Genomic DNA, 14,682 nt, shown 5'->3' with positions numbered 1-14,682 from the left:
GCTGCTACGGTCATCGATCCTTCTTCGGTGAATGATCTTGATAGGATAATCAGTAGGCATAGAGTACTCAGTGATGGACCAGTCTTCGGCGCGATACATGGATCAGCTCATCACTCGGATGCTTCCGCTTCGCGATGACCTGGTCCTCCCCGACGACGGTCCGGATCCGGTAATAGAGCTGTGCGATCTCCCGTGTCTCCTGGCTGTCGCGCTCGATGGCAATCCTGCCATGGAGTTGATACGTCTTGCCGTCGAACGTGCGGATGGAATCTGCGAGTGCCAGTTCAGCAAGGTCGAACCGTTCCTGCGTCAGGTTGGACCAGTTCCGCTTCTTCTCGGTCCGTAGGTCGAGATCGTCCCATGGGATGGACCCTAGGGTCTGGTCACAGGCAGTCGCAAGGACATGGATATCCATGAGCGAGGGCAGGGAACGGTTCCGCTCATAGGCGCTGATGGCTGCCTGCGAGACCTCCCCGTATGTCCTTTCTGCCAGTTCGACCTGGCTCCAACCATGCTCCAGTCGTTCACGTCGTAACCACTCTCCGAATCGGTACATGAAAAATGCTCCTTTCCTTCGATGACCACTAAATGACAATGTCTTCCTGTTGATAGTTAGAATATAGCAGGTTATTCTGTCAATTCAATCGTTATTTTGATGTGACAAAGATGTTACGTTTGTCGAATTTTGTCGATATGAGTTGTGTCAACGCCTCATCCGATGAACATACACCAACTGGAATGAACACGTATTCAAACTGTAAAAATATCTCATCCGATGACTCGTCCAGATCGGACGACGTCCGTAGGATTGCTGGAATGCGTCCCGACAGATGTCTTGAAGAGGACCAGCATGTCGCTACCCTCGAGGCATCGACATGCTGACACTTTTCACTCCTATCGAAGGCATGAACATGGACGTAGACATGCATCGTATACCTGCTGATGGCTGACATCACGACCTACCGTTCCCCGAGAATCCGGTCCCCTACAGGAAAGACATCTAGTTCGACGTGCTCCTTGATCAACTGCCTAGAGATATCGATGGAGTAGCCAGCTCTCTCTTCAGGTTCGATGCCTAGGACGTCCAATAGCCCCTCATGAAACTCATCCAGGGAAGGGACCTTCCCCTCGAACTTGAACTCTTTTTGGGTCTCGATGAGATAGTAAGGGATTTCAGCTCTTTCTTCCGCAGAAAGATTCTTCTGTAGCGTGATGTAGTCGATGTCGGTCAATAATCCCGAGTGAATCTCCTGATCTTCTATGATCTTTAACAGTAGGTTTTCCAGAGTCTCTACTCTGGATTCTAGATCAAGGACTCTGGTATCGACGCTCTCGACACGGGCCTCTCGTTCTTCGGATGTCTTGCTTGGATTTTTAATGCTCATCTTATGGTCTCCTTTTATTGATCGAATCGGACGGGGACGAGGGCTGGTGAATGCTTCTGCAGCGAGTAGGTGACGTCCTCCTTAGCGTATCGTCCGGCCCCATCCCTGGCCTGGGTGGATCTATCGGTTCATGGGCATGCCGACCGAACGCCTTCTGCCTGGTCGTATCTCACGATTCCCCGGTGCTCCGTCTCTTCTCGTCATCCTACCTCCTACACGTGAAAATGAGACACTCGAAAGAAATCGAGAATCTCATGTATCGTTCGTTGACCGTCGTCGAATAGAGCGTTCACCTGATGTTCGACGAGGAACAGCCTCCGAGACATGGAACAAGTTACTGCTTCGGTAACCTTCATCTCATCGTTCCTCAGACTTCGGATTCAAGTAGTGCGATGACATGGCTCAGATCGGAGATGTCCTCTTTTCCATCGAACAGCACGATTGCCTCGTCGATCGTCATGAATTCGCCATCCGTATAGTTGATGAGTACATCGGCCAATAGTTCGGCATACGAATCCAACTCGTCCTCGTCGACCGAACGTTCTACACGTCGACGCAATGCGAGGACCAATCCTCCGAGGTCCTCGCATCTCGTCAACCACATGACATATGCCGTATATCGCTCATCCTCGTCATCGCCTTGGATCGTCTCACGGATCTCGTCCATGGTCGGGTAGTCCGCGAAAACTTCCGCAGCAGTCAGTCCCGTGGTCACCTCGTGCGTACCTTGCCGCTTTTCTAGCCGCGGTAATAGGGCATCGAACGAATCCGCTACACGGTGCGTGACCTCGGTCGAGATGTCGAGACACCATACCGTCGGATCACCGGCATTCTCCTCGAAGTCGAAGTACCAGAGATAGGTGCCTGCCCCTTCGCCGAACATCATCTTCCTATCCTCGAGCCCCCATTCCCTCAAAACAGAGACGTCAGAACGGAATGTTCCGATTGTCAGCGGCATGAGACGCTGCAAGGGTAGGTGGAGACCGTCCTCTTCATCGGACCAACCGTTCTCGAAGTCGGCCGCTACGGCATCGAAGACGATTTCCCCTCCGTTCCGTACCCTCAATTCCTTGAGATAGCTCGCCGGAAGACGGCCACCCATAGCTCTCTCAATCTGGTCGACCTCGTTCTCGTCCAATGCTGCCACGATCTCATCATCCATCCGTTCATCCCATATCGTCAACTAGAATCCCACTCCTTTTTCGTGTCCATGATTTCTCTACCAGTCCCATTCTACGCTAGACTGATCGATTTCATAAGTAGTAATTCACTCCGTCGATGGAGACACCTCACGGTCGGAGTGGTCCGCCATCACTTCTCGCTCCCCTCAGGGAATGGGTCAGCAAAAAAGAAACCTTCATCCCATCTTCTCCTGCTCATCGTAGTAGGGACCCTCTTGTTCGGGCAATCGAGAGCGCAGGGCAGGGGGCCTCTCTCATGGACACCTTGGATCGTAAGGATACAATCGTGTCACTAAGGACCTCCCCGATGCCGCAAAAAAAGAGTAGAAGGGCATGCCCCTCTACTCATCCGTCTCATTTCGAGCTCATATATCGGTACAGATAGGTCGCGATGTGGGCTCTACTCGCCGCGGACTTCGGTCCGTATGCCGTGAGCGAGCGATCCTTCACTACCCCGAGCCCCTTCAGCGTGTCGAAGGCCACCTGCTCGGATACCGGTTTCCTCAGGTGGGCAGCAGCCAGCACCCGTAGCACGTCTCCCTTCTTCACGAAGACGGTCGTCTTCTTCCGGCTGTCCATCGTCGCCATCGTCGGCAGCTTATGTTTCTTGGCCAACTGATACCCGACAGAATGTTTCCAGTTCTTATCGGCAGGTTTTGTCTTACGATACTCGGATGGGTAGTAATATTTCGTGAGTGCGGTGATCAGGTCACCCTCCGTCAACCTCGTCGAGGGTTTCAGGTAGAGGTCTGATTTTCCCGTCTTCGAGTTCTTCACGGAATGTACGGGCAGGTGTTTCTTCTCCACTGCCCACAACAGGCCATGTGCCCAATACTCAGATTTGACGTAATCCTTATAGGACTTCGCCCGTTTCAAGACATCCGGGTCTTCCATGGTCGTGAACGACCATGTCTTGGACGCTTTCCGTCCTGTATCTTCATCGACAACACTCGCTGAAGCTGTGTATCGAGTATTATACTCTAGAGGTGATTTCGGAATGATGAGAAGTGTACCGATACCCCCTGATTCTAACAAAACAGGTACTTTCTCTCCTCTAGAGTTCGTGAGAGTTGCTTTTTCAGTACCTGCATAATAGTAATTCGAAGGTGTAAACGTTAGGATTGTTCCCGACTTCTCTAGACCAGTTCCTTGAAGTGGGTCAGGATTTTCATTTCCATAATATGTTGTTTCTAAGTTGGTTTGGTTGTTGTACGGGTAGTATGTTATCATGTCGTTACTTTCGTTTACGTTATCCAAAGCATTTGTAACAACTACCCCACCTTTCGTGTACCCAAAACCGACATATTGAGTGGCAGGAGTAAGTAAAGATACTCTATGATAAGGTGCTGTCTGAATAAGTAATCTCATTTGAGTTGTGTAATCTTCACCTGAACCAGAGATTGTTTCAAACCCACCACCATAATCAGATACATTTACACCAACTGCTTTTAACCTATCTTCATATTTTCTACCCGTAAACCCCTTTTCCCCTTTAGTCTCGTTGTGAGCATCCCACAAACCATTTAATTTCATATAATTTGAATGGTTTTCAGCTGACTTTACCAACAAAGGATGCAAAGATACCGGATTCAACCCGACCATCTTCCGTTCGAAATTCAACTGTGCGAGTAAGTCCGTCTGGTACTTGTCATACTGATGCTCCGCTGCCTGGACCTTGATCGGCTGGTCCGCGAGGGGGACCGGGACTCCGGACAGCAGCAGTGCTGAGAGGACCAATGGCGTATATCTCTGTTTCATGTGACGACCTCCATCTTTCGGGTGTGATTCTTCCTTCACCCATTATACGGGCTGTCACGTCACCAGGATCGTCCGTATCTCCAAATCATGGGAATAGGTTTTCGTGCTCCTTCAGCAACCTGGAGAGTGACGGGAACGCTTAGAACGACGACGATGGCAGATGCATCCTGATCATGGAGTCACTAGCCAGAGAGAGATTGGACATCATGATGGTGAGGGCAGGAGAGAAGGCCAGGAGAGTCGGTCGGGCGACGTCTCGACATCCATCCTGACGAGCGCATCTGTCTGTTTCATGAAAAGATGGCTTTCACCTCCAACGTATCAGGGACCAGCACTTCCGTTCGCCTGCTTCTGATATCGTGAAGCAGAGGCCATCCCCTGATCTATGAAACCAGGTCGATCCGACTCCGATGCATCATCACTCAAGGTTTCCGTGCCCCTGATGATGAGAATCTCCGAGGTCACGAAAGATTTCATGATGTAGAACAGGTTATCTCGACCGAGGACGGGGTTGATCATCAACGCTCTTCGTTCCAGACCAGAGCATCCTGATTCCGGTCATAGTGGACAATCAAGTCCTGCAACTCGCGTAGATCGCTTCGGAAGAGGTCGAGCAGGACGACCGCCTCATCTATCGTCGTCTTCTCCATCCCATCCGGACAGATGTTACCAATCAGGGTCGACCAAGTACGATGATGGAATTTTAGTTTTTCGACCTCCTCCATCAAGTAGCGATGGTCGTTTTCAGACATGTTCAAAATATTCCCTCCTCGATGATGCATGACACCCTGTATGACCGGAGATGTGGACTAGGATGAAGAATGGCGGACCTCCTCGTCCGCCAGACGCTACCGACTTCAGGTTCCGTACTACTCAAGAGCCGCTCATTGACGCTTCCCGCTTTCGAGAAATCGACTCAGGACTGTCGTCCGAATAGCTCTGTATAGGTATGACATCATGGCGCATGTGAATCACCTATCTAAAGCCGGGAAGCTTTCAGGTAACACGATGACCCCATCGCACATGCTACTGCTCCCTCGAGCCCACCACGTCAAGGATTCCATGTCCTTGCTCCTTCGATATGACGATAGGATTTAAAAATCTCATTCCCTTCAATGACCAATCCCACAGAGAGCCTTGAGAATAAATGGTAAAATAGAGCGACATAGACGAAAGATGTCGGATACGTCTTACGACGCGAGTACCCATCCGACCTAGAAAGGATGTCTTCAATGAAAAAAAGTATGCAAGGACGGGTGACGGCCGTCCTCACGATGGGATTCCTCGCAACATCCATCCTAATGCCTTCCAAGGGCGACGCCGCGAGTCCGTTCAAGGAACGGGATGCCCGGACGTATGATGACTATAAGGATCAATATGCCTGGTCGGACGCGATGCGCTCCTTCGTCGCAGCGGGACAGGTCAACACCTACACGACCCATCCGCAGACGAAGAAGAAGGGACACTGGCTGGACCCGGACGGCGGACTGACGGAGGGACAACTGTTGTACACGTTGACCCAATACGCATACCCGAAGGAATATAAGCGGACGAAGCCGGAGCCAGGCGTCGACTACTCCGTCGCCTACCAGCTGGCAGACGAGCACAAGCTCGCGACGCGTGCGACGCATGACAAGGACCGGTCCCTCGCCTCGAAGACCGTGACACGTGGGCAGTTCGCCCGCATCCTCGCCTCCGTCTACTACGCACGACAGGTCAGCGACAAGGATGCCGTCGCCTTCATGTACGAGACCGGGCTCTCCCGGGGGGAGAAGGGCCGCGATGGCAGATATGCGAGGACGTATCGCTCGTTCGGCCCGGACGTCCGGATCTCCCGCGGGAGCGGACTCGAGATGCTGATGGACTACAAGCGGATACGTGCCAACAGGACCTTCACTCCAAATTTCAAGCCGGTATACGGCGACCATACGTACGGGGCACGGACGAAGCTCGAGTATGACATGGTGATGGGGGTCGCGAGGAAGGCGCTCTTCGGGGTCGAGGATGGTCCCTATTCTAATTCACCCATCAGCCAGAAGGCATACTCCGACTATCTGGATGGAGGTACGAAGCCGATAACGGACAGGAGCAATCCAGAATTCAGGTCTTCATACAATGCAGCCCTGCTTTATGCACATAACAACTTGAACTTCTACAAGGAGTCAGGAATGTCCAAGGCGGACATCATCAAGTACTGGAGAGTGAAGTCCGTATTCGCCAATTTAGATACTGGGATTGACCCAAAGGACGGTTCCCCCAACTCGGCGTACGATGCCTTGTTCCGAGGAGTGACGGACTGTGACGCCGATTCACAGGTCATGATCATGGTCCTGGATATGATGGGGTACAACACCGCCATCCTCGGTCGACCGGGCCATGCGTTCACCGTCGTGAAACTTGCTGACGCGTGGAGAGACACGACGACTTTCGAGAAAGTTAACATGAGCCCCTATATCAAGGGGACTAAAGGATTAGATGTCGTCGTCGCACCAACAAAAGGGTACTGATAATAACTTAGTTCAGACTTAGCCATTCGTCAGTCGGTGACGAGTGGCTGAGGGGCATACAAAATACGATTTTTCTCTTGGTCGAGAAGAATCGTATTTTTGTTCGCCTCGGATTGGCAGCCCTATCAGAAAACGAAAGATGGCTAACCTTTCTCCATCAACCCTCGAATCAAGATCTGATGTACCAACCGACAAACCCTCTTCCCGCACACATATGAATCCGAGCATCAGGAAAAAGTCATCCCTTGATATATGTTCCGGCCAGGATGTTCAAACAAATATGACAGGTCGAGTAAAGGAAGAGTGAGACGGTAACCTATGGAACGTCATCCAGAATTTTTCCGGTTTAGAACAAACGTTCGGCATCGTGACGAGACGGCTAGCGAGATGACCAAGGCCATGGCAAGAAAGAGGCGATGTGCATCCCGTTCCGGACCTCCTCCATCCGATTTGTACGACGCCGAACGTCGAGTTCGACCCATCTTAGAATTCATTTGACGTATAGGGCTTAGTCCTGGTTCGACTCCGAGTATGTACCGCAGCAGGATGTACTTGATCATACGCGAAGCATGCCCTCTAGATTTTTTCGCATGAGAGGAGCGGCTCCATGATCGGGAAGCCCGCCGACGTCAGGAATGATGGTATTATATTGACATATGAAGCGATAGGGAGAGGATGTAGACATGGAACCACGTATCGAATTCGAGGGGAGTGCCCTCACGAAACTTCTGGAGGATGCCATCGGCAAGACATTAGGCGAGCTGGACGGGAAGGACGTGTTCCGGCGGACCGAGACGGCGAAGAAGATCACGGGGATAGCAGGCGACGTCGTCGAGCAGTCCTTACTCGGATTCCCGTCGAACCCGAGTCGAGATCCCGACATCATCGTCGATGGCGTGGAGGTAGAGCTCAAGACCACTGGCCTGCGGCGAGCGCGACGTCGCACGAACATGTCTTACGAGGCGAAGGAACCCTTGACCATCACCGCGGTCAGCCCTTCCACGATAACGGATGAGACGTTCCTGACCTCACATTTCTGGAGGAAGGTGGAGCATCTCCTCCTCGTATATTACGAATACACGTCCCGTACCCCGGTGCCCGCCTCCGCCTACCGTGATTTCCCGGTGGTCGGCTATGACCTCCATCAATTCAGTGAGGAGGAGGTCCGAACCCTCAGGCACGACTGGGAGCTGATCCGCGACCATATCCAGTCCCTGAAGGAAGCACACGTCCGTCCGGAGGAGCATTATCATACCCTCTCGTCGGCATTGCGTGCGAAGCTCATGTTCCTCGACACTTCCCCGAAGTGGCCGAATCGGCCTCGCTTCCGGATCAAGCGCGCCGTGCTCTCCAACATCGTCAACAAATCGATGGGGAGGAAGTACGAGACACTCCCACGGTCCATCACGACCATGGTACAGTTCGACGAAGAGCTCGCACGTCTCACACGTCAGCATGGAGGAAAGACCGTCCGGGAGCTGATGGGGACGTTCCACCTGATAGGAAGCGAGAAGTCGAAGTCCCTGTCGGAGTCAATCGTCGTCCGTATGTTCGGGGCGAGGAGCACGCGCGTCGGGAACGTCGACCTGTTCTCGAAGCTCAATCTCGTCGTGAAGTCGACCCGCCTGACGGCGAAAGGAGCGAACGTCGAGGACACGAAACTCTTCCCGGTCGACCTGGTAAGTATCGGTATGGAGACGTCCTTCGAGGAATCTGCCATCTATTCTGAGATGAGCGAGATCAATTATCTGTTCGCCATCTTCGAGACGCAGAAGGGGACTGACCGGCTCGACGACGTATTCGTCGGCTTCAAGCACCTGATACTGTCGGATGACATGTTCGAGGTCGAGCTGCGCCGGACGTGGCAGGAGGTGCACGATATCATTTCCGAGAGACGCCTACGTGAGACGATAAAGCTCAATAAGGATGGTACGGTGACGTACACCCCTCGGACGAAGGTCCCGACGACTCAAGTGAACCTCCCGAAATCAGAGGATTTCACTTTTTTCCTGCGTGGAAGCGGACGTGATGCCTCCAATAAGCCCGTAAAAATCAATGGACTATCATTATATCGACAGGACCTCTGGATACGAGGAAGAACTCTGTCGCAATCATTGAACGACCAGCCCTATGCCTGAGGGACGCACAATCAATCACTTCGGACTAATCACCAGAGATAAATGATTACAGGGGAGCGACGTGATCTCCGCTCCCCTAATCCGTCCTATTGGCAGAGATTTTATAAATTCGTCACTTGGCATACTCTCTTATAATTCTAACTCTGATTGGCTTATACTTGCTATGCCTCTACATATCTCTTGAGTTAGCTATCATAATATTTATTGTAAGTTTCACTATACTTCTCTTTCAGTTTATCAATCTTCTCACTATCATCAGAGATAACATCTATGACATCGGTACTGACATACATCAGAAATTCGTCATTATAGAATGCTATGTACGCTTGGGTGTTCCCCTTATAAACTTGAATGCAATACTTCATGACCTCATCCATGTCTAAATCATTGATCAAAGTGTAAACTGTACCTTCTCCAGACATTTCGTCTTGGACGATTTTCTCTTTCCAATTGCGGATTGTAAGGTATCTGCCCAACTTTGATTTTGAAGAGCGACGTACATTGTTCACGATATATTCCGAGACGAATATAAGATTGATTTTTTGATTTTCTTGAAAGATTGTACCTACAACGTCCTTCAGTAGCACTCCGTTCAAATCTTCCATGCCGAATCTAACTCGATATTTTGTACCTACTTGAAAATAAGGGGTCTCCTTGTTCACATCAAAATCAATGCTGAATTTACTTAGCTTAAACATGGTTCATTGATCTCCTTTTCTCTTCGAATCAGTGTTGTAAGCGTTAAAGCTCATTTTTTAGCTTTTGTAACAATATATCAAATGAATCTGCGATGAAATGAATCGGTACAACGGTAATGGAAGAATTTTTTCTTGATTGGGCATTCTCAAAATCAACAGATACCGAATAGAATCGGAGAACTTCCGTGTCGATTCTTTTGAAGATCATGAATGAAAAAAGCAATAGCATTCTTTTATCTTCAAAAGAAAGTACTGTTGCTTTATTGCCGTTTCAAATCCTATTTGTGTTCCGAGTCCAGCCAGTAGACTCAGATATCCATCGCTTCTATAAGCCGAAAAAAGTATGTAGAGTCATTCGTTTTGTTGAGTCCATACCAGGCCGATAAAGTATCGGGCGCAAAAACGTCTAATGCTTCGATCACTTCTTTTGCAAACTCAAGAGGAGCCAGGCCGGTCGCCGTGATCAGATTATTGTCCCTTACTACGGGAAGTGCTTGATAGAGTGATGCTTCTCTATAGGTCGGGCTGACCGACTGAAGATACGATAGATCGTTGCTCGTATGCCTATGAGAGTCTAGATGACCTGTGTTCGCCAAACCTTCCGTAGCGCCACAAATTGCAGCCACCAAGGTACCCGTCATCAAGGCATCACCAACTTTTTTCAGCATAGGGCCATGTATGGATTCGCCCCAAGTATTCCCGCCTGGTAGTACCAACACATCCTCATTAGTTAATCTCATTCGCTCGACTGAAATGTCCGGTACCACTTTCAAACCACCCATGGTCGTGATTGTGCCCTGATCTATCCCTACCATTCTTACCGTAAAAGGGGGGACGTCCTTTTTGAAATATCTTCCTGAGTTCAATTCTGCCATCAAATATCCGTACTCCCAATCAGAGATTGAGTCAAACACATAAATATAAACATTCCGTTTCATAAAAATCGCTCCTATCAAGTTTGATATGAAGCAAGTATAAGATGCCTCCCCTGACAACCATGGTCAGTGAAGTCAAAATTCATCTATGGAATTCGACGAGCTCTAATAGGTGCTCCACGACCTTATTTCTAAAATCGACAGGGCCAATGACTCGGATTGACTTACCGAACGCTATAATCAACCCCGGGATTTGGTCATCCAAGACGGATTGTTCTAAAGTAAAGACCGCTTGTCTTCTCCCTTGGTGTTTGAGGCAATTCTTTAGGTACCAATGGCAGCACATCTCTTCGATAGCAGACTCGTTCCCCTCGATGACCAACTCAGTCATCGCTTCATGGTTCACGGTGTTCGGGAGAAGATTCTGCAGAAAAGATTCTGTCCCTGAAAAGTCAGCAGGACGATCGAACTGCACTTCAGTCAGGGATAGATGTTCGATACGGTCTATCCTAAAACTACGGATAGCGTCCCTTAGATGACATCGACCGATGACGTACCAGGTGTTCCTCCAATAAATGATTTTATAAGGGTCCACCAACCGGATTTGAGCGTCCCGCGCATTCTTACTACGGTATTTTATCGTGATACTGAATTGTCTCGCTATAGTACGCTCTATGTCCCTTAAGTGAGGAACGGATTCCGATGGATCCACTTTCCGATTATTTATGACCTCAAGACTATGTATACACCCCTGTACCTCCTCGTTCTGTCTGTCGCTTGAATTCCTATTTATTTTTGCGATCGCTCGACTCAGCGCTTCATTTCCGTAGTATCCAGCTTCACTTGCGAAAGTAGCCGCATGGTACAACGAAGCCTGTTCTTCAAGATCAAAATATAAAGGTGCTTCCTTAAAATGATCCAGTAGAGTATATCCACCATGATGACCAGCCTCCGCTACTATCGGGACCCCACTTGAGCAAAGGGTCTCAATATACCGATAGACCGTTCTGACGTTCATCTCAAGATGTTCTGAAATTTGATGTGCAGTGACTTTTTTTCCAGATTGCAACATCCATAGGATGGCCAGTAAGTTATCACTTTTCGCCAAAAAATTTACCCCGCTTTTTCTGCTGATTTTAACACGCATGTTACTTTTTTATAGTCCAAATTATTTCAGGTTAATATAATTTCCAGCTTAATCTAATGTATCCTGAGGTATGATAATAATGATAGATTAAAAAGACTTATAACATAACAAAGAAAATAAAAGAGGAGATTTTACATGATCGAGATGCTTATTAGAGGCTATAGGAAACTCCGAAAATTAAAAAATCAGTGAATTCCATATCGATTTTAATAAAAGCTGAAGAAGTAAATCCGGAAAATTTATTTCACTTCGATTTCGGCTCAAAATCAGTTCAATTTACTTTATATCTATATTTTTTATGCCCGGATAAAGCAAAAACGTTTTAGTCTTTGTATTATCCGGGCATCCGTATTCTTTATTTGACAGGTTAAATCCATTGAATCCCTACCGTCGATAGTAAATTTTCATTACAGATGCTCCAGCAAACAAAATGGTAAGAAACCCACGAACTGTATCTTTGTGAACTGAACCCTGAATGGGATCTCTTATCAAGTGTCCACCATTCAGGGTTCAGTTCAGTCTGCATAGTGGTTTGGTTCTTTATTTATCTTCTCCGGTCATATATTACGTTGAACTCTGTTCTAACATCATGTTTTTATTGAGGAAAATCATCGTATCAAAAATCAACAATCCAATTCTTCCTATCGTTCATAGCTATAGTAGCATGTAGAAAAGAGGAAATAGAACACAGCGGTAACCTCTCACCTTTCCCCCTCATCACGATCATCGACAAATCCATTCAACTGGATTTCGTACTCCACCCCATTCTCGTCATAACAGCTACGCATGGAAAATTCACACTTTCGTCGGCTCAGGAACTGAAGTACAGTCACTGGTGCTCTCCCTCGATAGGCGATGAATCCGCAAGTCAAAAGTACCTGATATAGTGCCGTATGTTCATCCGTACGTAAAGAAGGGATTATGTTTCACTGCCACGCTGTAAGGTTCATACGGGTACCTCTTTAGCCGTGAATGTGGTGGTCGAATCTCTCTTTCACCACGTAGTCCGTTCGGTGACAGCACTCGATCATCGATGAAGTAGGGGAGATTGATTTCGGTATTCGGATGTAGATGCGAATCATCGTTCGCGAACCATTTCAGCTGATATTCAATCTTACGTACTTCAAGTTTTTCGAGAAAAAAAGAAAAGATAGAAGTGAACTTACCTTCGATACTTATGAACCCACGTTCTTGGAGCAACTTCAGCAAGTCATCACTTCGTTCAATCATACCGACGAGTCCTTGTTTTTCGAGCTGAGTATAACTAACAGTCTGCTGTTTGATGGATTGAGGCCTCATCTAAAAACCTCCTTCGTCCTTCATCTTTTGCTATGTAGACAAAATCCGCTCACATGTCAGAGAGAAAGGTGAATTCAATCGTGTCATCAGTTAGTCCGGGAAAATCATCGATGCAGAAGGTGTCGCTCTCTTGAGGGATAGTCACGTCCCATAAACAAATGACGAGTATGGAGTTCTTCATCTCGAGGATGGCATCAGAACTCGTAAAGTCCGCGAAGACTCTCTTTAGCTTTAGATTCAGTAAGCCGTAACGAACGTCCTCTCCAAGATATTGAATGAAATCTGATTCATGGATTTCTCGGGAATAGGCTTCGAATAAAATCTGTACGTATCCCTTGTCGATGAGAAAGCCTTTAATCCGTTCGATATGGCGAGGGGAGGAGCATGACGATACTTCTACTTAATCGCTTTGCGTTCAAAAATCTTTTTGGTATTGTTGTTCGCCTCTTCCTCTTTACGCTTCCTCATGTAGCAAGCAGTGACGGTCTCATCGCCGTACAGTCGTTCCGCCTTCAACTTTGCTGCGAGATAGTCCATTCCTTTTCGATAAGCCAAATCGAGTGCGTTTATCATGTCGAATGCGATAGAAGAGCTCTCATTACAAGACGCAATCTCATTCTTTTCTTAATCTAAGATAGTTACTTCGCACTCGAAGATGTCGATATGCCATTCGTTCTGACTTTTCTTCTGCGTAGTACATACTTCCTCCCGATTCTTCTCTTAATTGTCATAGGGAAGTCGTTTTATTGATAGAAATCTTACAAATTGGCTAAGTATTCGTACAAGACTGCTCGGACACCTTTTTCGTATTCGAGCATCAATTGGTAGTTTTCACTGGATTCCGGTATGAGTTCTTCGAGATTACTATCGTTGTCTTCCAAAGACTCGTTGTACAAATTAATTTCTTCAAGGAAATCATATTGCGCAGAACTAAATTTACTGAGCTGTTCATCCAAAACATCCATGTACAAGGTACGATCCGTCCCTGACATATCGACACTACTCATGATGTCTCTCCCAGAGATATCCGGGACAGAAAGACCATAATCTCCGTGCGATTCAATTTTAAGCAACGCGTCTTGTTTACTCAAGTAAAGGTAGCTTTCGACATACGTGTTCAGTACATCGAGTAGTTTGTAATAATCGCCAGCGCGGACCTCAACATCGTCTAAATAGCCGTCATTTAAAAAGTCAGTCGCTTGTTGTTCTTCATCGGTCATTTGATATTTATCCGCCACACTTTCTCCAAAACCTTCTTTATCTGACGGATATTCTACTTCAGCTTCGGCCTTTTCTACATTCACATCTAACTTTTGATTTTTTGGTAGATTATACACGATAAGAAAAGTTACGATAAATAACGAAGCGGTCGCAATTAATAATTTCGACTTTTTATTCATGATTTTTTCTCCTTTTTGATGTGATGGCAGGGGTTATAGGGTACTAAAGGCTGCATCTTCGAGGTCTTCGTTGTTCGCTTCCGAAACGAAATAGGTGTCGATGGCGTCAGGTAGAATTATTGGTTGCCGACGTAGTTCTTTAAGGGTTCACCGAGCTCGTTAAGATAATACATGCGTTTGTAGTTGGCGTCCCACCTTAGCCTCAAGCTAGTCATCACGTCGATAGCATTCCTTCGATATAGTGATCCCCATACGATGAAAAGAATGATTAAATTACATTTTTTACTATTTTTT

At 47.8% G+C, this 14,682-nt stretch carries 13 protein-coding genes; 2 read left to right on the top strand and 11 right to left on the bottom strand.

What is annotated here, in order from left to right; translation table 11 throughout:
* Window positions 1-67 precede the first annotated feature (67 nt).
* From ACHA8N_RS00425 to ACHA8N_RS00405, 5 genes are all read right to left on the bottom strand, one after another.
* Window positions 68-556, bottom strand: a complete 489-nt coding sequence (locus tag ACHA8N_RS00425) for a helix-turn-helix domain-containing protein (protein ID WP_393964395.1) — start codon at window positions 554-556, stop codon at window positions 68-70.
* Window positions 557-959: 403 nt separating this feature from the next.
* Window positions 960-1,385, bottom strand: a complete 426-nt coding sequence (locus ACHA8N_RS00420) for a hypothetical protein (protein ID WP_393964394.1) — start codon at window positions 1,383-1,385, stop codon at window positions 960-962.
* Window positions 1,386-1,752: 367 nt separating this feature from the next.
* On the bottom strand, window positions 1,753-2,547 hold the full coding sequence (locus ACHA8N_RS00415) for an SMI1/KNR4 family protein (protein WP_393964393.1): 795 nt from the start codon (window positions 2,545-2,547) through the stop codon (window positions 1,753-1,755).
* A 373-nt stretch (window positions 2,548-2,920) separates the two neighbouring features.
* On the bottom strand, window positions 2,921-4,324 hold the full coding sequence (locus ACHA8N_RS00410) for a CAP domain-containing protein (protein ID WP_393964392.1): 1,404 nt from the start codon (window positions 4,322-4,324) through the stop codon (window positions 2,921-2,923).
* Window positions 4,325-4,842: 518 nt separating this feature from the next.
* Window positions 4,843-5,082, bottom strand: a complete 240-nt coding sequence (locus tag ACHA8N_RS00405; protein ID WP_393964391.1) for a hypothetical protein — start codon at window positions 5,080-5,082, stop codon at window positions 4,843-4,845.
* Between the two features lie 474 nt (window positions 5,083-5,556).
* Between ACHA8N_RS00405 and ACHA8N_RS00400 the strand changes: the two genes are divergently transcribed.
* Together ACHA8N_RS00400 and ACHA8N_RS00395 are read left to right on the top strand one after the other, a co-directional pair.
* On the top strand, window positions 5,557-6,831 hold the full coding sequence (locus ACHA8N_RS00400; RefSeq protein ID WP_393964390.1) for a hypothetical protein: 1,275 nt from the start codon (window positions 5,557-5,559) through the stop codon (window positions 6,829-6,831).
* Between the two features lie 683 nt (window positions 6,832-7,514).
* Window positions 7,515-8,969 (top strand): MutH/Sau3AI family endonuclease, encoded by a 1,455-nt coding sequence (locus ACHA8N_RS00395; RefSeq protein ID WP_393964389.1) that lies wholly within the window; start codon window positions 7,515-7,517, stop codon window positions 8,967-8,969.
* A gap of 185 nt (window positions 8,970-9,154) precedes the next feature.
* Here the strand turns inward: ACHA8N_RS00395 and ACHA8N_RS00390 are convergent, their stop codons facing one another.
* The 6 genes from ACHA8N_RS00390 to ACHA8N_RS00365 form a co-directional block, all read right to left on the bottom strand.
* Entirely contained in the window at window positions 9,155-9,667 is a 513-nt protein-coding gene (locus ACHA8N_RS00390) for a hypothetical protein (RefSeq protein WP_393964388.1), read from the bottom strand.
* A 308-nt stretch (window positions 9,668-9,975) separates the two neighbouring features.
* Complete coding sequence (locus ACHA8N_RS00385; protein ID WP_393964387.1) at window positions 9,976-10,605, bottom strand: type 1 glutamine amidotransferase family protein; 630 nt, start codon at window positions 10,603-10,605, stop codon at window positions 9,976-9,978.
* Between the two features lie 79 nt (window positions 10,606-10,684).
* Window positions 10,685-11,650: a helix-turn-helix transcriptional regulator gene (locus ACHA8N_RS00380; RefSeq protein WP_393964432.1), complete on the bottom strand. Its 966-nt coding sequence runs from the start codon at window positions 11,648-11,650 to the stop codon at window positions 10,685-10,687.
* 936 nt (window positions 11,651-12,586) lie between these two features.
* The gene (locus ACHA8N_RS00375; RefSeq protein WP_393964386.1) at window positions 12,587-12,988 is read right to left on the bottom strand and encodes a hypothetical protein; all 402 of its coding nucleotides are present in this window, start codon (window positions 12,986-12,988) and stop codon (window positions 12,587-12,589) included.
* Between the two features lie 396 nt (window positions 12,989-13,384).
* Window positions 13,385-13,561, bottom strand: coding sequence for a hypothetical protein (locus ACHA8N_RS00370; RefSeq protein WP_393964385.1), 177 nt, complete (start codon window positions 13,559-13,561; stop codon window positions 13,385-13,387).
* A 185-nt stretch (window positions 13,562-13,746) separates the two neighbouring features.
* The gene (locus tag ACHA8N_RS00365; protein WP_393964384.1) at window positions 13,747-14,388 is read right to left on the bottom strand and encodes a hypothetical protein; all 642 of its coding nucleotides are present in this window, start codon (window positions 14,386-14,388) and stop codon (window positions 13,747-13,749) included.
* Window positions 14,389-14,682: the final 294 nt, after the last annotated feature.

Origin of the sequence: Exiguobacterium sp. S22-S28 (genome assembly GCF_043359615.1) — a bacterium.
Taxonomy (GTDB): domain Bacteria; phylum Bacillota; class Bacilli; order Exiguobacteriales; family Exiguobacteriaceae; genus Exiguobacterium_A.
Note: the sequence above shows the minus strand (reverse complement) of the source record. Positions and strands in the feature narration are given on the sequence as shown.